The organism is Citrobacter sp. Awk 4 (genome assembly GCF_028069725.1).
Lineage (GTDB): Bacteria > Pseudomonadota > Gammaproteobacteria > Enterobacterales > Enterobacteriaceae > Citrobacter_D.
Window position 1 is genome coordinate 1 of the sequence record NZ_JANEWG010000032.1, and the last position, 18186, is coordinate 18186.

Here is an 18186-nt window from a genome sequence, read left to right on the forward strand (position 1 = left end):
CACCATATTAAAAAAAGAATTTTCAAAATCTCTTACTATGTCTGATTCATGCTGTTTCCTAGATTCTTCTTCTAAATAAATCATAGAGTCTTTCTGAAGCTTAATTGTCCATAGGACACCACAAAATGCTGCCGCAGAAAAAATCGATGTCAACCCTCCCCAAGAATCGCCAAATTGACCTAACGATTCGCGAGTCCATCCTTCGAAAGGAAATATTAATTGATAGCTTAGAACTGCGTAAAGCGCACACAACACAACAACCGTTATCGAAATGGACAAAACAACCTTCATCATTCCTCACAAGTTTTGTTAACTAGTTTTGATAAAATTTTGATAACCACGAGACAAAAGACAAAAAAAACGGGAGCACTTGGCTCCCGTCGACACACAATCAAAAAATCTGATTACATGTTTTCGATAATCGCGTCACCAAACTCTGAACATTTCAGCAGTTTAGCGCCGTCCATCAGGCGTTCGAAGTCATAGGTTACGGTCTTCGCGGCGATCGCGCCTTCCATACCTTTAACAATTAAATCAGCAGCTTCGAACCACTGCATGTGGCGCAGCATCATTTCGGCAGACAGAATAATTGAACCCGGGTTCACTTTATCCTGACCCGCATATTTCGGTGCCGTACCGTGGGTAGCTTCAAACAGTGCACATTCGTCACCGATGTTTGCGCCCGGCGCGATACCAATACCGCCAACCTGAGCTGCCAGCGCATCGGAGATGTAGTCACCGTTCAGGTTCATACACGCGATAACGTCGTACTCAGCCGGACGCAGCAGGATTTGCTGCAGGAATGCATCGGCGATCACGTCTTTGACCACGATCTCTTTGCCGGTGTTCGGGTTCTTGATTTTAACCCACGGGCCGCCATCAATCAGTTCACCGCCAAACTCTTCACGCGCTAACTGGTAACCCCAGTCTTTGAACGCGCCTTCGGTGAACTTCATGATGTTGCCTTTGTGAACCAGCGTCACAGAGTCACGGTCGTTGGTGATGGCATATTCAATCGCCGCACGCACCAGACGTTTAGTCCCTTCTTCGGAGCACGGTTTGATACCAATGCCACAATGTTCCGGGAAGCGAATTTTCTTCACGCCCATCTCTTCACGCAGGAATTTAATCACTTTCTCTGCATCAGCAGAGTCTGCTTTCCATTCGATACCCGCGTAGATGTCTTCAGAGTTTTCACGGAAGATGACCATGTCGGTCAGTTCAGGATGTTTAACCGGGCTTGGGGTGCCCTGATAATAACGAACCGGACGCAGGCACACGTACAGGTCAAGTTCCTGACGCAGTGCAACGTTCAGAGAGCGAATACCGCCACCGACTGGGGTCGTCAGGGGACCTTTAATGGCTACGCGGTAATCACGAATCAGATCCAGAGTTTCAGAAGGCAGCCAGACGTCCTGACCGTATACCTGAGTGGATTTCTCACCGGTGTAGATTTCCATCCAGGAGATTTTACGCTCGCCTTTATAGGCTTTCTCGACTGCAGCATTCACAACTTTGATCATCGGAGGGGTTACATCAACACCGATGCCGTCGCCTTCAATGAATGGGATAATCGGATTATTCGGCACGTTCAGTTTGCCGTTTTGCAGGGTGATCTTTTTGCCTTCAGCCGGAACAACTACTTTACTTTCCATTCACCTCTCCTTCGAGCGCTTCTGGTTTGCTCGTCTGTCATCACGCTGCATGTGCAATTGCGTCCTGCTACACGGATGCGTTAGAGCAATTTTTTGTTAATGTTTTGTAATGAGCGTGTCAATACTACCCTATTGTTTGTCGCCATGAAAGACACTCGTTATTAGGCTATAATGCGTCAATTGATAAGGCCTGAAAATACCATGCAAAAAACTTCTTTTAGAAATCACCGCCTTGAGCGATTCAGCTCGCGACAAACCACCAGGCAGCGCAAAGAAAACCAGCCAAAACGCGTGGTTTTGTTCAATAAACCTTACGATGTTTTGCCACAATTTACCGATGAAGCGGGCCGCAGCACGTTGAAAGATTTTATTCCCGTGCAGGGGGTCTATGCCGCAGGCCGTCTCGACAGAGACAGCGAAGGACTTCTGGTTCTCACCAACGACGGCGCATTGCAGGCAAGACTCACGCAGCCAGGCAAACGCACCGGCAAAATTTATTATGTGCAGGTTGAGGGGGAACCCGGCGTCGAGGCGCTGAACGCCCTGCGTCACGGCGTTACGCTGAATGATGGTCCCACCCTGCCCGCAGGCGTGGATATTGTGGTTGAGCCGGAATGGCTCTGGCCAAGAAACCCGCCGATTCGCGAACGCAAAAACATTCCTACCACGTGGCTTAAAATCACGTTATATGAAGGCCGTAATCGCCAGGTTCGTCGAATGACCGCGCATGTTGGGCATCCGACGCTGCGGCTGATCCGCTACGCAATGGGCGACTATACGCTTGATGGACTGGCTAACGGCGAGTGGCGGGAACATCCTTCGTCACACACTGTCTGAAGACGCGTAGTGCCCGACATCATCATGGAAGAAAAATTATGGATACCCGTGTTTTCGCCGCGTTAACCTTATTGACCGTATCGCCATTTTGCATTGCGAAGCAGGATTGCGAAGCCATTGCGGGCGACAGCGCAGGCGCGGCGGATTATGTTTATGAAACAGCGAAGGTGAAAACAGACTCTCGTCTGCATTTTTACTCCGCGCCACACGCAGAATGCCGACTTCCCGCACATCTGATCAACGGTGACACGGTGGAAGTACTGCGAAGCCTGCAATATAAGTCATCAGATGATGCGCCAGTCCACACATATCGCTACGTGCGTTATCGTGATGCTAAAGGCTTGTTTGCGACCGGATGGCTGCCCGCAGCGAGTCTGACTCCACTGCCGAATGCGTTGCCGGTTAATGAAACCTGTCAACAATGGGCGCAGAAGGCAATGCCAGTACGCGTCAGCCACGCACCGGCGGCGGATAACCACTATCAGGTTCAGGCTGGCGGACGCGCCTCTTTTTATACGATGCCGAATGAACAGTGCCGCAGTCCCTCCCTATTCCTGATCCCCGGCGATACCGTTTCCGCACAAGAACAATCAGAAGATGATTTTCTTGAGGTGGCGTATTACACCGCCGATCGCCACGTTGTGCGCGGCTGGTTAAAAAAATCGCAGTTGCAGCCTGTAAACAGCGGTGATCGTTATCGAGAAGATATCAATCCGTTATCTACAGATAAGGCGACACGGATAGCCACACTCAATTTGCGTCACGACTATCAATGTGTCTTTTATGAGAGCTGGAACGCTAAAAAGGCTATTGAGTTTATCGTTCGCGAAGACCACCAGACCGCGTTGTGCCGTGGGGGTGCCGATCCCGCCACCTCTCCGCCAACGGCCTACATTAGTATCGATAAGACCAGCGGCGCGATTAACTGGCCGGATGTCGCTGAAGGATTTGAAGAAGAATAAGAGGTAACCGATGTTTAAACCGCACGTCACCGTTGCCTGCATTGTGCATGCAGAGGAAAAATTTTTAGTCGTTGAGGAAACCATCAACGGCAAAGCACTGTGGAACCAGCCCGCCGGACATCTGGAAGCAGATGAGACATTAGCAGAAGCCGTCGCGCGTGAATTGTGGGAAGAGACCGGCATCAGCGCGCAGCCTCAGCATTTTATTCGTATGCACCAGTGGATCGCTCCCGATAAAACGCCGTTCTTACGTTTTCTGTTTTGCATTGAGCTTGCCACGATGTGCGATACCGAACCCCATGACAGCGATATAGATTGCTGTCGTTGGGTGAGCGCACAAGAGATACTCAATGCGCCAAACCTGCGTTCTCCGCTGGTTGCTGAGAGTGTGCGCTGTTACCAGAGCGGACAACGTTACCCACTGGAGATGATCGGTGAATTTAACTGGCCGTTTACAGAGGGTGTCAAGTAAAGGGCTGCGTGATAGAATACGCCGCCTTGAAGTTCAATGTCGTGAGTATTCCAATGTCTGAAAGCCCAAAAAAAGTGATCGTCGGCATGTCCGGCGGTGTCGATTCCTCCGTTTCCGCCTGGCTGTTGCTGCAACAGGGTTATCAGGTAGAAGGCCTGTTCATGAAGAACTGGGAAGAGGACGACGGTGAGGAATATTGCACAGCGGCCGCCGATCTTGCGGATGCACAGGCCGTCTGCGACAAGCTCGGCATTGAACTGCACACGGTTAACTTTGCCGCAGAATACTGGGACAACGTTTTTGAACTCTTCCTCGAAGAGTACAAAGCTGGCCGCACGCCGAACCCGGATATTCTGTGCAACAAAGAAATCAAATTTAAAGCCTTCCTCGAATTTGCCGCTGAAGATTTAGGTGCCGATTACATCGCCACCGGCCACTACGTGCGTCGTGCCGATGTAGACGGCAAAAGCCGCCTGCTGCGTGGCCTTGATGGCAATAAAGACCAGAGCTATTTCCTCTATACGCTCGGCCATGAGCAGATCGCGCAAAGTTTGTTCCCGGTGGGTGAGCTTGAGAAACCGCAGGTACGCAAAATTGCCGAAGATCTGGGGCTCATCACCGCGAAGAAAAAAGATTCCACCGGTATCTGCTTTATCGGTGAGCGTAAATTCCGTGAATTCTTAGGTCGCTATCTCCCGGCACAACCTGGCAAAATCATTACTGTTGATGGCGACGAGATTGGCCAGCATCAGGGGTTGATGTACCACACGCTGGGCCAGCGCAAAGGGCTGGGGATTGGCGGAACCAAAGAAGGGTCTGAAGATCCGTGGTATGTCGTAGACAAAGATGTTGAGAACAACATTCTGGTTGTGGCTCAGGGTCATGAACACCCGCGTCTGATGTCTGTCGGGTTGATCGCGCAACAATTGCACTGGGTTGATCGCGAGCCGTTCAGCGGAACTCTGCGCTGCACGGTGAAAACCCGTTATCGTCAAACCGACATCCCTTGCACGGTTAACGCTCTGGACGACGATCGCATTGAAGTTGTCTTTGATGAGCCGGTCGCAGCCGTTACGCCGGGTCAGTCCGCGGTCTTTTACATGGGTGAAGTGTGCCTCGGCGGCGGTATTATCGAGCAGCGCCTGCCCCTGCCGGTATAATTATTCTCTTAGACTGATACAAGGAAGCAGTGACCGTGGCAAAGAATTTTTATGACATCACCCTCGCGCTGGCCGGTATTTGCCAGTCGGCACGCCTGGTCCAAGAACTGGCGCACCAGGGACACTGTGATGCTGATGCGCTACACGTTTCACTGAATAGCGTCATTGACATGAACCCCAGTTCAACGCTGGGCGTGTTCGGTGGCAGCGAGGCCAATCTGCGCCTCGGACTGGAGACTCTGCTCGGCGTGCTCAACGCCAGCAGCCGTCAGGGCTTAAACGCAGAACTCACCCGTTATACCCTGAGCCTGATGGTGCTGGAGCGCAAGCTGTCAGCAGCAAAAGGCGCGATGGATACGCTGGGCGAGCGAATCAACGGCTTGCAGCGCCAGCTCGACCATTTTGATTTGCAGTCTGAAACGTTGATGAGCGCCATGGCGGGCATCTATGTTGACGTCATTAGCCCACTGGGGCCGCGCATTCAGGTGACCGGTTCTCCTGCTGTTTTGCAAAGTCCTCAGGTTCAGGCAAAAGTTCGCGCCTCTCTCCTTGCAGGTATCCGTGCGGCCGTGCTCTGGCATCAGGTCGGCGGTGGCCGTCTGCAATTAATGTTTTATCGTAATCGTCTGACCACTCAGGCCAAACAAATTCTTGCTCATTTAACCCCGGAGTTATGATCTATGGAATTATCCTCACTGACCGCCGTTTCCCCTGTCGATGGACGCTACGGCGATAAAGTCAGCGCGCTGCGCGGGATTTTCAGCGAATACGGTTTGCTGAAATTCCGTGTACAAGTTGAAGTACGCTGGCTGCAGAAACTGGCCGCGCACGCAGCGATCAAGGAAGTTCCTGCTTTTGCTGCCGACGCAAACGGTTTCCTTGATACCATCGTGGCGAACTTCAATGAAGACGATGCCGCGCGTATCAAAACCATTGAGCGCACGACAAACCACGATGTGAAGGCAGTAGAGTATTTCCTGAAAGAAAAAGTGGCCGGAAACCAAGAACTGCATGCGGTTTCCGAATTCATCCACTTCGCCTGCACCTCTGAAGACATCAACAACCTGTCTCACGCATTGATGCTGAAAACTGCCCGTGATGAAGTGATCCTTCCGTACTGGCGTCAGTTGATTGATGGCATTAAAGATCTGGCAGTACAGTATCGCGATATTCCGCTGCTGTCGCGCACCCATGGTCAGCCAGCCACACCGTCCACCATCGGCAAAGAGATGGCTAACGTGGCGTATCGTATGGAGCGCCAGTTCCGCCAGTTAAATCAGGTCGAAATTCTCGGTAAAATCAACGGCGCGGTCGGCAACTATAACGCACACATCGCCGCGTATCCGGAAGTTGACTGGCACCAGTTCAGCGAAGAGTTTGTCACTTCGCTGGGGATCCAGTGGAACCCGTACACCACCCAGATTGAACCGCATGATTACATTGCAGAGCTGTTTGATTGTATCGCCCGCTTTAACACCATTCTGATCGACTTCGATCGTGACGTCTGGGGTTACATCTCGCTGAACCACTTCAAGCAGAAAACCATCGCTGGTGAAATTGGCTCTTCCACCATGCCGCACAAAGTGAACCCAATCGACTTCGAAAACTCCGAAGGCAACCTGGGCCTGTCTAACGCAGTACTGCAACATCTGGCGAGCAAACTGCCGGTATCCCGCTGGCAGCGTGACCTGACGGACTCTACCGTCCTGCGTAACCTGGGTGTCGGTATCGGTTATGCGCTGATCGCCTATCAGTCCACCCTGAAAGGCGTGAGCAAACTGGAAGTGAACCGCGATCGTCTGCTGGACGAACTGGATCACAACTGGGAAGTGCTGGCAGAGCCGATCCAGACCGTCATGCGTCGTTACGGCATTGAAAAACCGTATGAGAAACTGAAAGAGCTGACCCGTGGTAAACGTGTCGATGCCGAAGGTATGAAGCAGTTTATCGACGGTCTGGCACTGCCGGAAGAAGAGAAAGTGCGTCTGAAAGCCATGACCCCAGCGAACTACATTGGTCGCGCCATCACCATGGTTGACGAGCTGAAGTAAATACATTGCCCGGTGGCGCCGACGCTCACCGGGCCTACGATCGTGTTGGCCGGATAAGGCGTTTGCGTCGCCATCCGGCACTTCCCTCTCCCCGGTTTACTAAATGTTTATCACCACAACAACATAATCAGCGTTAAACTATTCATACCATTTACTTAGGGAGAAAAGAAAATGCGCGTACTGGTTGTTGAGGATAATGCGTTGTTACGTCACCACCTAAAGGTTCAACTACAGGATTTAGGGCACCAGGTGGATGACGCAGAAGATGCAAAGGAAGCCGATTATTACCTTAATGAACACCTGCCTGATATTGCGATTGTCGATTTAGGTCTCCCGGATGAAGATGGGCTTTCTCTCATTCGCCGCTGGCGTAGCAGCGAAGTTTCTCTGCCCGTCCTCGTACTCACCGCGCGTGAAGGCTGGCAGGACAAAGTCGAAGTGCTCAGTGCCGGAGCCGACGACTACGTCACCAAACCCTTTCATATTGAAGAGGTGATGGCGCGTATGCAGGCATTAATGCGCCGCAACAGTGGTCTGGCGTCCCAGGTCATTTCACTCCCCCCTTTTCAGGTCGATCTCTCCCGCCGCGAACTGTCGGTCAATGACGAAGTGATTAAGCTGACGGCGTTTGAGTACACCATTATGGAAACACTGATCCGCAATAGTGGCAAAGTTGTCAGCAAAGATTCGTTGATGTTGCAGCTTTATCCGGATGCCGAACTTCGCGAAAGTCATACTATTGATGTACTTATGGGGCGTCTGCGCAAGAAAATCCAGGCTCAGTACCCTAACGACGTGATCACCACCGTGCGTGGTCAGGGATATCTTTTCGAACTGCGCTAATGAATAAATTACTGCGTCACTTTTTTCCCCTGTCGCTGCGGGTCCGCTTTTTACTGGCGACAGCGGGCGTTGTGCTGGTCCTTTCCCTGGCTTACGGCATGGTGGCGCTGATCGGTTACAGCGTTAGCTTCGATAAGACAACGTTCCGCCTGCTGCGTGGGGAAAGCAATCTTTTCTATACCCTCGCAAAATGGGAAAACAACAAACTTCAGGTAGAACTCCCTGAGCACCTCGATATGCAAAGCCCAACGATGTCATTGATTTATGACGAGAACGGCAAACTGTTATGGGCGCAGCGCGACGTGCCGTGGCTGGTCAAGCGGGTCCATGCTGACTGGCTGAAAACCAATGGTTTTCACGAAATTGAGGCCGATGTCGACGCGACCAGCGCATTGCTGAGTAACGATCATTCCGTCCAGCAGCAACTTAAAGAAGTGCGGGAGGAGGATGACGATGCCGAGATGACCCACTCTGTGGCAGTGAATATTTACCCCGCTACCGCGCGCATGCCGCAACTCACTATCGTCGTTGTTGATACTATCCCCATCGAGCTGAAACGCTCTTATATGGTGTGGAGCTGGTTTATCTATGTACTGGCCGCCAACCTGCTGTTAGTGATCCCTCTACTCTGGGTCGCCGCCTGGTGGAGCCTGCGACCTATTGAGGCGCTGGCGCGAGAGGTGCGTGAGCTGGAAGATCATCACCGCGATATGCTTAACCCTGAAACAACGCGCGAACTGACCAGCCTTGTGCGTAACCTCAACCGATTGCTGAAAAGCGAGCGCGAACGTTACGACAAATATCGCACGACCCTGACCGACCTTACACACAGCCTGAAAACCCCGCTGGCGGTGCTGCAAAGTACGCTGCGTTCCCTGCGCAGCGAAAAGATGAGCGTCAGCGAAGCCGAACCGGTGATGCTGGAACAAATTAGCCGTATTTCGCAGCAGATTGGTTATTACCTGCACCGCGCCAGCATGCGCGGCAGCGGCGTTTTGCTCAGTCGTGAACTGCACCCTGTCGCGCCGCTTTTGGATAATCTGACGTCTGCGCTGAACAAGGTCTACCAGCGTAAAGGGGTTAATATCAGTCTCGATATTTCGCCAGAAATCAGTTTTGTCGGCGAGCAGAACGATTTTGTCGAAGTGATGGGCAATGTGCTCGACAATGCCTGCAAATACTGTCTTGAGTTTGTCGAAATCTCAGCCCGCCAGACCGACGATCACTTGCATATTTTGGTTGAGGATGACGGACCAGGGATCCCGCACAGTAAGCGAGCGCTGGTCTTTGATCGTGGCCAGCGAGTTGATACGCTGCGACCGGGACAAGGCGTGGGGCTGGCGGTGGCTCGCGAGATTACCGAACAGTATGACGGGCAAATCATCGCCAACGACAGTTTGCTGGGCGGCGCACGCATGGAGGTTATTTTCGGTCGACAGCACCCAGGCCAGAAAGACGAGTGAATCGATATGTAATATTTGTGTACATAGTTCACCGCATCGGGTTACGCATCCGTTATAATCGGTGTCAGATACCAGCCTGCGGATACTTTATATGGAATACCAATTAAACCTCAACTGGCCCGAGTTTCTCGAACGCCACTGGCAAAAACGCCCAGTGGTGTTGAAGCGCGGGTTCACCAACTTTATTGATCCGCTCTCTCCTGATGAACTGGCAGGACTGGCAATGGAAAGTGAAGTCGACAGCCGTCTTGTCAGTCATCAGGACGGCAAATGGCAGGTGAGCCACGGCCCCTTCGAAAGCTACGACCATCTTGGCGAGAACAACTGGTCGCTGCTGGTGCAGGCCGTGAACCACTGGCATGAACCGACTGCCGCGCTGATGCGCCCTTTCCGTGCGTTGCCTGACTGGCGTATCGACGACCTGATGATCTCTTTTTCCGTTCCCGGCGGCGGTGTAGGCCCCCATCTGGATCAGTACGACGTCTTTATTATTCAGGGAACGGGCCGTCGTCGCTGGCGGGTGGGCGAAAAGCTGCAGATGAAGCAGCATTGCCCGCATCCCGACCTGTTACAGGTTGATCCTTTCGACGCCATTATTGATGAAGAGCTGGAACCAGGCGATATTCTATATATTCCACCGGGATTCCCACACGAGGGTTATGCGCTGGAAAATGCCATGAACTACTCTGTCGGGTTCCGCGCGCCTAATACTCGCGAGCTGATCAGCGGTTTTGCCGATTATGTTCTGCAGCGTGAACTGGGCAGCACGTATTACAGCGACCCCGATATGCCGCCTCGCGATCATCCTGCCGACATTCTGCCGCAGGAAATGGATAAGTTACGCGAAATGATGCTCGGGTTAATCAATCAGCCGGAACATTTCAAACAGTGGTTTGGTGAGTTTATTTCCCAGTCTCGCCACGAACTGGACATCGCGCCGCCAGAGCCGCCCTATCAGCCCGATGAGATTTATGATGCTCTGAAGCAAGGCGATGTGCTGGTTCGTCTTGGCGGGTTGCGTGTACTGCGCATTGGTGACGATATCTACGCTAACGGCGAGAAAATTGATTCTCCACACCGTCCGGCACTGGAAGCGCTTGCCAGCCATATCGTGCTGACTGCCGAAAACTTTGAGGACGCGCTGGACGATCCGTCATTCCTTGCGATGCTGGCCGCGCTGGTCAACAGTGGGTACTGGTTCTTCGAAGGGTAAGTTTTTACGCCAGATGCCGGATGGCGATTCGCTTATCCGGCATCTACCGATATCCATTACTTTTGCTTTGCCGTCAGTTCTGCGATACGCACAATCACCTGCACCGCTTTTTCCATCCCTTCCAGCGTCACAAACTCATGCTTACCATGATAGTTGTAACCGCCGGTGAAAAGGTTCGGACACGGTAAGCCCATGAACGACAGTTGCGCCCCGTCAGTACCGCCACGGATCGGTTTCATTACCGGCTCTATGTCACAATCACGCATTGCCTGCTGAGCAATATTCAGAATGTGCGGATGTTCAACAACCTTTTCGTGCATGTTGTAATAGCTATCTTCGATCACCAGCTCAATGTAGCAGTCCGGGTGCAGTCCTTTACCGACCTTCCTGGCGATATCCATGATTTTGCGCTTACGTGCTTCAAACTGCTTGCGGTCAAAATCGCGAATAATGTAGTGCATATCGGCCCGATCGACGGTGCCCTTCATGCTCGCAAGATGGTAGAAGCCTTCGTAACCGTCTGTGGTTTCAGGACTTTCATCCGCCGGAACTTCCGCATGAATTCGCGCAGCCAACGACAGCGCATTCACCATCACACCTTTTGCGGTGCCCGGATGCACATTGTTACCCACGATTTTGATATTGACGGAAGCAGCGTTGAAGTTTTCAAACTCCAGCTCACCAACGCCGCCGCCATCAACGGTGTAAGCCCATTGCGCATTAAAAGCGGCAACATCAAAGTGTTTCGCCCCTTTGCCAACCTCTTCATCTGGCGTGAAAGCGACTCGAATATCGCCGTGCGGGATCGCTTTGTGCTTCAGTACCGCCAGTGCGGTCATAATTTCCGCCACACCCGCTTTGTCATCCGCGCCGAGCAGCGTTTTACCGTCAGTGGTGATCAGCGTTTGTCCCAGCAGTTGATGTAAAACCGGGAACATCACCGGCGATAACACTTCATCACCAATACCCAACGCAATATCGCCGCCGCGATAATTTTCCACAATCTGCGGATTCACGTTTTTACCACTGAAATCCGGTGAGGTATCCACATGGGAAATAAAACCGATGGCAGGAATATCGCCAGGAACATTCGCTGGCAACGTCGCCATCACGGTCCCTTTGTCACTTAACGTAACGTCAACCAGCCCCATCTCTTCGAGCTGTTGTTTGAGTAACTGTAATAGCTTCCACTGTCCCTCGGTGCTGGGAACCTGTCGCACACCCGGTTTTGACTGGGTATCCAACGACACATAGTGCAAAAAACGCTCAAGTAATTTATCCATGCAGTCACCCTCACTTTTTGTGACAACATTATCAATAAGCAAGAAAAGACAAATATTGCGTCAGGTCACTTTTATCCCCTAAACGAGAATATTTCGACCCACAGCCCTTCCTGAATATAAAGCTAACCCCGCAATTCGCAACAAGGATTGGCGATTTCAGTGGTTTGCCGTAGAATAACCGCCCTCATTAAGAGTCACCAAGGTGGTCAACCACAAACCCCGCATCGGTCAGCCATCCGTTGCGTCTACATGGGACAGAGTAAAAAATTGAATAAACAACCGCGTTCGCTTTCACCGCTGGTGCAATTGGCGGGAATTCGCAAAAGTTTCGATGGCAAAGAGGTCATTTCTAACCTGAATCTGACCATTAATAATGGTGAATTCCTCACGCTGCTTGGCCCCTCTGGCTGCGGTAAAACAACCGTTCTACGCCTGATTGCCGGTCTGGAAAATGTGGATTCCGGTCATATCATGCTGGATAACCAGGACATTACCGATGTTCCGGCAGAGAACCGTTATGTGAATACGGTATTCCAAAGTTATGCGTTATTCCCGCACATGACAGTGTTTGAAAATGTGGCGTTCGGGTTACGCATGCAGAAAACCCCCGCTGCTGAAATCACGCCCCGCGTTACCGACGCGCTGCGCATGGTGCAACTCGAAGAGTTTGCCCAGCGTAAGCCGCATCAACTCTCCGGCGGACAACAACAACGCGTGGCAATCGCCCGTGCAGTGGTGAACAAACCGCGTTTGCTTCTGCTGGACGAATCGCTGTCTGCGCTGGATTACAAGTTGCGCAAGCAGATGCAAAACGAACTGAAAGCGTTGCAGCGTAAACTCGGTATCACCTTTGTGTTTGTTACCCACGATCAAGAAGAAGCGTTGACCATGTCAGACCGTATCGTGGTGATGCGTGACGGCGTGATTGAACAGGACGGCACCCCGCGCGAGATCTACGAAGAACCGAAAAACCTCTTCGTGGCCGGTTTTATCGGTGAGATCAATATGTTTAACGCCACCGTGATCGAGCGTCTTGACGAGCAACGCGTTCGTGCGAATGTGGAAGGTCGCGAATGCAACATTTACGTCAATTTTGCCGTTGTCCCAGGGCAAAAGTTACATGTCTTGCTGCGCCCGGAAGATCTGCGCGTCGATGAAATCAATGACGATAATCACATTGAAGGCCTGATTGGTTACGTTCGCGAGCGCAACTACAAAGGAATGACGCTGGAATCGGTCGTCGAACTGGAAAACGGCAAAATGGTCATGGTGAGCGAATTCTTCAATGAAGACGATCCCGATTTTGATCACTCTCTCGACCAAAAAATGGCCATTAATTGGGTAGAAAGCTGGGAGGTCGTACTGGCTGATGAAGAACACGAGTAAGTTCCAGAATGTGGTGATTATCACCATCGTCGGTTGGCTTGTGTTGTTTGTCTTTTTGCCCAACCTGATGATCATTGGTACCAGTTTTTTGACTCGCGATGACACCAGTTTCGTCAAAATGGTCTTTACGCTGGAGAACTACGCACGTCTGCTCGATCCGCTCTATTTTGAGGTGCTGCTGCACTCGCTCAATATGGCGCTGATTGCCACCCTTGCCTGCCTGGTACTCGGTTATCCGTTCGCCTGGTTTCTGGCAAAATTGCCGGAAAAAGTGCGTCCGCTATTGCTGTTCTTGCTGATCGTCCCGTTCTGGACTAACTCACTGATCCGCATCTACGGCCTGAAAATTTTCCTGAGCACCAAAGGCTATCTCAACGAGTTCCTGCTCTGGCTGGGCGTTATCGACACGCCGATTCGCATCATGTTTACCCCCAGCGCCGTCATTATTGGTCTGGTTTATATCCTGTTGCCTTTTATGGTGATGCCGCTCTACTCCAGCATTGAAAAACTGGATAAGCCGCTGTTAGAAGCGGCGCGCGATTTAGGGGCCAGCAAGTTGCAAACCTTTATCCGCATTATCATTCCACTGACCATGCCGGGGATTATTGCAGGCTGTCTGCTGGTGATGCTGCCTGCAATGGGTCTGTTCTACGTTTCAGATCTGATGGGTGGCGCCAAAAACCTGCTGATTGGCAATGTCATTAAGGTGCAGTTCCTGAACATCCGCGACTGGCCATTTGGCGCCGCCACCAGCATTACGCTGACCGTTGTGATGGGACTGATGCTACTGGTTTACTGGCGTGCATCGCGTCTGCTGAACAGAAAAGCAAGCGAACTCAGCGAGTAAACCACCGCAGTAAACCGAAAAGCGAATTCGCTGGCGCAAATCCGGTTTTAGCGCCAGGTTTGAGATGAATCAGAGTAACGGGATGGTGATGGGGGTCATCGTACAGTAATCCTCCACCTGGCTGAATTAGCGGGCAAAACGTATAACGCCCGTCATTAAATCAGCCATTTTTTCCCGATCGCCAGGAAAATTGTTGTAAAATGCGCGGCCTCACGTAATGGCCGCTTTTTTTTGCGCACTATTTAATCAACGAGTGTTGGAGATATTTTGGAGATAAAGGAAAAATTGAATAATTTCAATACTCTGAAACTGTCCCCTCTGCAACGCAAGGAGGTGGATCTCGAATGATCGGTAGACTGCTTCGCGGTGGTTTTATGACCACCATTTATGCTTATCTGTATATTCCAATCATCATCTTGATTGTGAACTCCTTTAACAGCTCGCGCTTTGGCATCAACTGGCAAGGGTTTACCACAAACTGGTACAACTTATTGCTCAACAACGACAGTCTGCTGCAGGCTGCACAGCATTCACTCACGATGGCCGTTGTCTCGGCAACCTTTGCCACGCTCATTGGTTCGCTCACTGCCGTCGCACTGTACCGCTACCGCTTTCGCGGCAAACCCTTCGTCAGCGGTATGTTGTTTGTCGTCATGATGTCACCGGATATCGTGATGGCCATTTCCCTGCTGGTGCTGTTTATGCTGCTTGGCATTCAACTGGGGTTCTGGTCGCTGCTCTTCTCCCATATCACGTTCTGCCTGCCGTTTGTCGTCGTGACCGTCTATTCACGTCTGAAAGGCTTTGATGTACGGATGCTGGAAGCCGCAAAAGATCTGGGCGCCAGCGAAGTCACTATTCTGCGCAAGATCATTTTACCGCTGGCCATGCCCGCCGTGGCGGCCGGTTGGTTACTGAGTTTTACCTTGTCGATGGATGACGTTGTGGTGTCGTCATTTGTCACCGGACCAGGCTATGAAATTTTACCGTTGAAGATCTATTCAATGGTGAAAGTGGGCGTATCACCCGAAGTGAATGCGCTGGCAACGATATTGTTAGTTCTGTCGCTGGTGATGGTCATTGCCAGCCAGCTTATTGCTCGTGATAAAACGAAGGGCCGTTAGGGCCTGTAATTCAGGGGACGTTAAATGAAAAAATGGTCACGCCACCTGCTTGCCGCGGGTGCTCTGGCACTGGGCATGAGCGCTGCTCACGCCAAAGACAACAACACACTCTATTTCTATAACTGGACCGAGTATGTACCGCCAGGACTGCTCGAGCAGTTCACCAAAGAGACCGGCATTAAGGTTATCTATTCGACTTACGAGTCGAATGAAACCATGTACGCCAAGCTCAAAACGTACAAAGACGGTGCCTACGACCTGGTAGTCCCTTCTACCTACTACGTCGACAAAATGCGTAAAGAGGGCATGATCCAGAAGATCGATAAGTCGGCGTTAACCAACTTCAACAATCTCGACCCCGAGATGCTCAACAAGCCGTTTGACCCGAACAACGACTACTCAATCCCTTACATCTGGGGTGCCACGGCGATTGGCGTCAACAGTGAGACCATTGACCCGAAAACCGTTACCAGCTGGGCCGATCTGTGGAAACCGGAGTACAAAGGCAGTCTGTTGCTGACGGATGATGCGCGTGAAGTGTTCCAGGTGGCGCTGCGTAAGCTGGGTTATTCTGGCAATACGACCGATCCGAAAGAGATTGAAGCGGCCTACAACGAGCTGAAAAAACTGATGCCAAACGTGGCGGCGTTTAACTCCGACAACCCGGCTAACCCGTATATGGAAGGCGAAGTGAATCTGGGAATGGTGTGGAACGGCTCTGCATGGGTTGCGCGTCAGGCCGGAACACCGCTGGAAGTCATTTGGCCAAAAGAAGGCGGGATCTTCTGGATGGACAGCTTGTCGATTCCGGCAAACGCCAAAAACAAAGAAGGCGCGCTGAAGCTGATTAACTTCCTGCTGCGCCCGGACGTCGCGAAACAAGTGGCGGAAACCATCGGTTATCCGACGCCTAACCTGGCGGCCCGCAAACTGTTAAGCCCGGACGTCGCCAACGACAAATCGCTGTACCCTGATGCAGAGACCATCAAAAAAGGGGAATGGCAGAATGATGTCGGCGCGGCCAGCGCAATTTATGAAGAGTATTACCAGAAGCTGAAAGCAGGACGCTAATTCAGCAAGAAGGCCCGGTGTCGCAATGCGAACCGGGCCTTTCACGTTACAAACCTTTCAACAACTTCTCGACAAATTCCGGCACTACCTGACTCGCAGGACCGTAATACTTCTCTTCAAATTCACTGCCGACCTGGCTCGGTTCAAGGTTTAGCTCGATGGTATGTGCGCCATGCAGTCGTGCTTCATGGACAAAACCCGCCGCCGGATAAACGTGGCCCGAGGTGCCAATCGCGATAAAAATATCCGCCATTGCCAGCGCCATGTAGATGTCATCCATCCCCAGCGGCATTTCACCAAACCACACCACATGCGGGCGCAACGGCGCCGGGAACTGGCAACAGTGACACTTATCCTCGGGGGTGACATCGCCAGTCCAGTCCAGGATCTGCCCGCTTTGGGAACAACGCACCTTCAACAACTCACCATGCATATGGATAATATTTTCGCTGCCCGCGCGCTCATGGAGATTGTCGATATTCTGCGTCACCAGTAAGAAGTTTTCGCCGAGAGCTTCTTCCAGTTTTGCCAGTGCGATATGCGCCGCGTTAGGCTGGATTTCTGCTCCCTGCAGTTGCTGTCGACGCGCGTTATAAAATGACTGAACCAGTGTAGGGTTGCGCGCAAATCCTTCCGGGGTCGCCACATCTTCAACGCGATGCTCTTCCCAGAGACCATCGGCTGCACGAAACGTACGAATGCCGGATTCAGCTGAAATCCCTGCCCCTGTAAGTACTAATACTCTTGGTTTTTCCATCATTTCCGGCACCACTCTGTCTCTGAAAAAGATCCGTTGACGCAGACGTTCGCGTAAATGGCGTTTATTTTTACGAAAACGACTTAATCGATGACCCCGACGCGACTGCATAACAACCTCTTTTATTAGTCGGTAAGATGTAAGAAGGCGGCGCCGCGCATTCCACCCGCATCACCATGACGTGCGCGTTCAATACGCGGCACCCGGGCGACAGGCAAGAGATGATTTGGCAATCGGTCCGCCAACTGCGTTGTTATCGCTGTGAAATTCGATAAACCGCCGCCGATCACGACCAGATCGGGATCGACGATAGTCAGAATATTGCCCAGACAGACCGCTAATAAATCCAGATAGCGTTCAACGTGGGCTCGCGCCTGAACATCGCCCTGCTCCCACAGCGCAATGATTTCAGGAGCCTGCAAAGGTTGATGATAGTAATGCTGATATAGCCATGCAAATCCACGCCCGGAAAGATAGTTCTCGATACAGCCCAGTTGACCACAGCCACAGCGGCGCAACGGGAAGTCAAAACCCATCAGCGTGAGTGCATCCACGGGTAAGCGTATATGACCAAATTCACCGGTAATGTAGCTGTGCCCAGCGATCGGTTTCCCATTGATGATCAGACCACCGCCGACACCGGTGCCGAGGATAAGCCCCATCACCAGCGGATATTGCGTAAACTCATCGTCCCAGGCTTCGGAAAGGGCAAAACAGTTGGCATCGTTGTCCAGGCGAACATCGCGGTCCAGACGTGCGCTGAGATCGGCACGCAGAGGTTTGCCGCTGGCGGCAGGCACATTGGCGGCGTACAGCGTACCGTCCGCCGTCTCAGGCATTCCGGGAATACCGATGCCAACACTGCCTTTCTCGCCAAATCGCGCATCGGCCTCAGCAACCAAATCACACACGGCATCCAGAAAAGCGTCATAACTGTCGCGAGGGGTTGGCACGCGCTTTTCCCACTGCAAATGCCGTTGGGTATCAAACACGCCTAACGCAATTTTGGTCCCGCCAATGTCAAACCCGTAATACATCGCCGCTCCTTGTTTCTGTGTACCG

The 18186-nt window shown here is 51.9% G+C and carries 18 protein-coding genes; 13 read left to right on the top strand and 5 right to left on the bottom strand.

The window, feature by feature from the left end; genetic code table 11:
• Both NNO04_RS14415 and icd read right to left on the bottom strand, forming a co-directional pair.
• Positions 1–294: hypothetical protein (locus tag NNO04_RS14415; protein ID WP_271445249.1), on the bottom strand; the 294-nt coding region annotated here is incomplete at its 3' end.
• A 110-nt stretch (positions 295–404) separates the two neighbouring features.
• Complete coding sequence (gene icd / locus NNO04_RS14420) at positions 405–1655, bottom strand: NADP-dependent isocitrate dehydrogenase (protein WP_271445250.1); 1251 nt, start codon at positions 1653–1655, stop codon at positions 405–407.
• A gap of 171 nt (positions 1656–1826) precedes the next feature.
• On the opposite strand from icd, the gene rluE reads away from it, so the two are divergent.
• The 9 genes from rluE to roxA all read left to right on the top strand — a co-directional run bounded on the left by rluE (position 1827) and on the right by roxA (position 10656).
• Complete coding sequence (rluE, locus tag NNO04_RS14425) at positions 1827–2492, top strand: 23S rRNA pseudouridine(2457) synthase RluE (protein WP_271445251.1); 666 nt, start codon at positions 1827–1829, stop codon at positions 2490–2492.
• Between the two features lie 38 nt (positions 2493–2530).
• A complete protein-coding gene (locus NNO04_RS14430; RefSeq protein ID WP_271445252.1) occupies positions 2531–3454 on the top strand; it encodes a hypothetical protein in 924 nt (307 codons plus the stop codon).
• A 10-nt stretch (positions 3455–3464) separates the two neighbouring features.
• A complete protein-coding gene (locus NNO04_RS14435) occupies positions 3465–3926 on the top strand; it encodes an NUDIX hydrolase (RefSeq protein ID WP_271445253.1) in 462 nt (153 codons plus the stop codon).
• A 53-nt stretch (positions 3927–3979) separates the two neighbouring features.
• Positions 3980–5086: a tRNA 2-thiouridine(34) synthase MnmA gene (gene mnmA, locus NNO04_RS14440; RefSeq protein WP_271445254.1), complete on the top strand. Its 1107-nt coding sequence runs from the start codon at positions 3980–3982 to the stop codon at positions 5084–5086.
• A gap of 35 nt (positions 5087–5121) precedes the next feature.
• Positions 5122–5763 (top strand): high frequency lysogenization protein HflD, encoded by a 642-nt coding sequence (gene hflD, locus NNO04_RS14445; protein WP_271445255.1) that lies wholly within the window; start codon positions 5122–5124, stop codon positions 5761–5763.
• A 3-nt stretch (positions 5764–5766) separates the two neighbouring features.
• Positions 5767–7137 (top strand): adenylosuccinate lyase, encoded by a 1371-nt coding sequence (purB, locus tag NNO04_RS14450; RefSeq protein WP_271445256.1) that lies wholly within the window; start codon positions 5767–5769, stop codon positions 7135–7137.
• A gap of 171 nt (positions 7138–7308) precedes the next feature.
• Positions 7309–7980 (top strand): two-component system response regulator PhoP, encoded by a 672-nt coding sequence (phoP, locus tag NNO04_RS14455; protein ID WP_271445257.1) that lies wholly within the window; start codon positions 7309–7311, stop codon positions 7978–7980.
• Positions 7980–9443 (top strand): two-component system sensor histidine kinase PhoQ, encoded by a 1464-nt coding sequence (gene phoQ, locus NNO04_RS14460; protein ID WP_271445258.1) that lies wholly within the window; start codon positions 7980–7982, stop codon positions 9441–9443. The genes phoP and phoQ overlap by 1 nt, the downstream gene beginning before the upstream one ends.
• Positions 9444–9534: 91 nt before the next feature.
• Positions 9535–10656, top strand: a complete 1122-nt coding sequence (roxA, locus tag NNO04_RS14465) for a [50S ribosomal protein L16]-arginine 3-hydroxylase (RefSeq protein WP_271445259.1) — start codon at positions 9535–9537, stop codon at positions 10654–10656.
• A gap of 56 nt (positions 10657–10712) precedes the next feature.
• Here the strand turns inward: roxA and pepT are convergent, their stop codons facing one another.
• Complete coding sequence (gene pepT / locus NNO04_RS14470; RefSeq protein ID WP_271445260.1) at positions 10713–11939, bottom strand: peptidase T; 1227 nt, start codon at positions 11937–11939, stop codon at positions 10713–10715.
• Between the two features lie 249 nt (positions 11940–12188).
• Here pepT and potA point away from each other — a divergent pair, with 249 nt between their 5' ends.
• The 4 genes from potA to potD all read left to right on the top strand — a co-directional run bounded on the left by potA (position 12189) and on the right by potD (position 16367).
• A complete protein-coding gene (gene potA / locus NNO04_RS14475; RefSeq protein WP_162380597.1) occupies positions 12189–13325 on the top strand; it encodes a spermidine/putrescine ABC transporter ATP-binding protein PotA in 1137 nt (378 codons plus the stop codon).
• On the top strand, positions 13309–14172 hold the full coding sequence (potB, locus tag NNO04_RS14480) for a spermidine/putrescine ABC transporter permease PotB (RefSeq protein WP_271445261.1): 864 nt from the start codon (positions 13309–13311) through the stop codon (positions 14170–14172). Before potA ends, potB begins: the two co-directional genes overlap by 17 nt.
• Positions 14173–14516: 344 nt before the next feature.
• Positions 14517–15296 carry a spermidine/putrescine ABC transporter permease PotC gene (potC, locus tag NNO04_RS14485; RefSeq protein ID WP_162380599.1) on the top strand — a complete coding sequence of 260 codons (780 nt, stop codon included), beginning with the start codon at positions 14517–14519 and terminating at the stop codon, positions 15294–15296.
• A 24-nt stretch (positions 15297–15320) separates the two neighbouring features.
• Positions 15321–16367, top strand: coding sequence for a spermidine/putrescine ABC transporter substrate-binding protein PotD (potD, locus tag NNO04_RS14490; protein ID WP_271445262.1), 1047 nt, complete (start codon positions 15321–15323; stop codon positions 16365–16367).
• A 46-nt stretch (positions 16368–16413) separates the two neighbouring features.
• On the opposite strand, the gene cobB is transcribed toward potD, so the two are convergent.
• Positions 16414–17235 (bottom strand): Sir2 family NAD+-dependent deacetylase, encoded by an 822-nt coding sequence (cobB, locus tag NNO04_RS14495; RefSeq protein ID WP_271445263.1) that lies wholly within the window; start codon positions 17233–17235, stop codon positions 16414–16416.
• Between the two features lie 14 nt (positions 17236–17249).
• Positions 17250–18161 carry an N-acetylglucosamine kinase gene (nagK, locus tag NNO04_RS14500; protein WP_271445264.1) on the bottom strand — a complete coding sequence of 304 codons (912 nt, stop codon included), beginning with the start codon at positions 18159–18161 and terminating at the stop codon, positions 17250–17252.
• Between the last annotated feature and the right edge of the window lie 25 nt (positions 18162–18186).

Excerpts from the sequence above, each read along its gene's own strand:
- phoQ (WP_271445258.1), top strand. The coding sequence starts at position 7,980 with ATGAATAAATTACTGCGTCACTTTTTTCCCCTGTCGCTGCGGGTCCGC.
- phoP (WP_271445257.1), top strand. The coding sequence starts at position 7,309 with ATGCGCGTACTGGTTGTTGAGGATAATGCGTTGTTACGTCACCACCTA.
- mnmA (WP_271445254.1), top strand. The coding sequence starts at position 3,980 with ATGTCTGAAAGCCCAAAAAAAGTGATCGTCGGCATGTCCGGCGGTGTC.
- potB (WP_271445261.1), top strand. The coding sequence starts at position 13,309 with ATGAAGAACACGAGTAAGTTCCAGAATGTGGTGATTATCACCATCGTC.
- icd (WP_271445250.1), bottom strand. The coding sequence starts at position 1,655 with ATGGAAAGTAAAGTAGTTGTTCCGGCTGAAGGCAAAAAGATCACCCTG.
- rluE (WP_271445251.1), top strand. The coding sequence starts at position 1,827 with ATGCGTCAATTGATAAGGCCTGAAAATACCATGCAAAAAACTTCTTTT.
- purB (WP_271445256.1), top strand. The coding sequence starts at position 5,767 with ATGGAATTATCCTCACTGACCGCCGTTTCCCCTGTCGATGGACGCTAC.
- roxA (WP_271445259.1), top strand. The coding sequence starts at position 9,535 with ATGGAATACCAATTAAACCTCAACTGGCCCGAGTTTCTCGAACGCCAC.
- cobB (WP_271445263.1), bottom strand. The coding sequence starts at position 17,235 with ATGCAGTCGCGTCGGGGTCATCGATTAAGTCGTTTTCGTAAAAATAAA.
- nagK (WP_271445264.1), bottom strand. The coding sequence starts at position 18,161 with ATGTATTACGGGTTTGACATTGGCGGGACCAAAATTGCGTTAGGCGTG.
- NNO04_RS14430 (WP_271445252.1), top strand. The coding sequence starts at position 2,531 with ATGGATACCCGTGTTTTCGCCGCGTTAACCTTATTGACCGTATCGCCA.
- NNO04_RS14435 (WP_271445253.1), top strand. The coding sequence starts at position 3,465 with ATGTTTAAACCGCACGTCACCGTTGCCTGCATTGTGCATGCAGAGGAA.
- potD (WP_271445262.1), top strand. The coding sequence starts at position 15,321 with ATGAAAAAATGGTCACGCCACCTGCTTGCCGCGGGTGCTCTGGCACTG.
- pepT (WP_271445260.1), bottom strand. The coding sequence starts at position 11,939 with ATGGATAAATTACTTGAGCGTTTTTTGCACTATGTGTCGTTGGATACC.
- potC (WP_162380599.1), top strand. The coding sequence starts at position 14,517 with ATGATCGGTAGACTGCTTCGCGGTGGTTTTATGACCACCATTTATGCT.
- potA (WP_162380597.1), top strand. The coding sequence starts at position 12,189 with ATGGGACAGAGTAAAAAATTGAATAAACAACCGCGTTCGCTTTCACCG.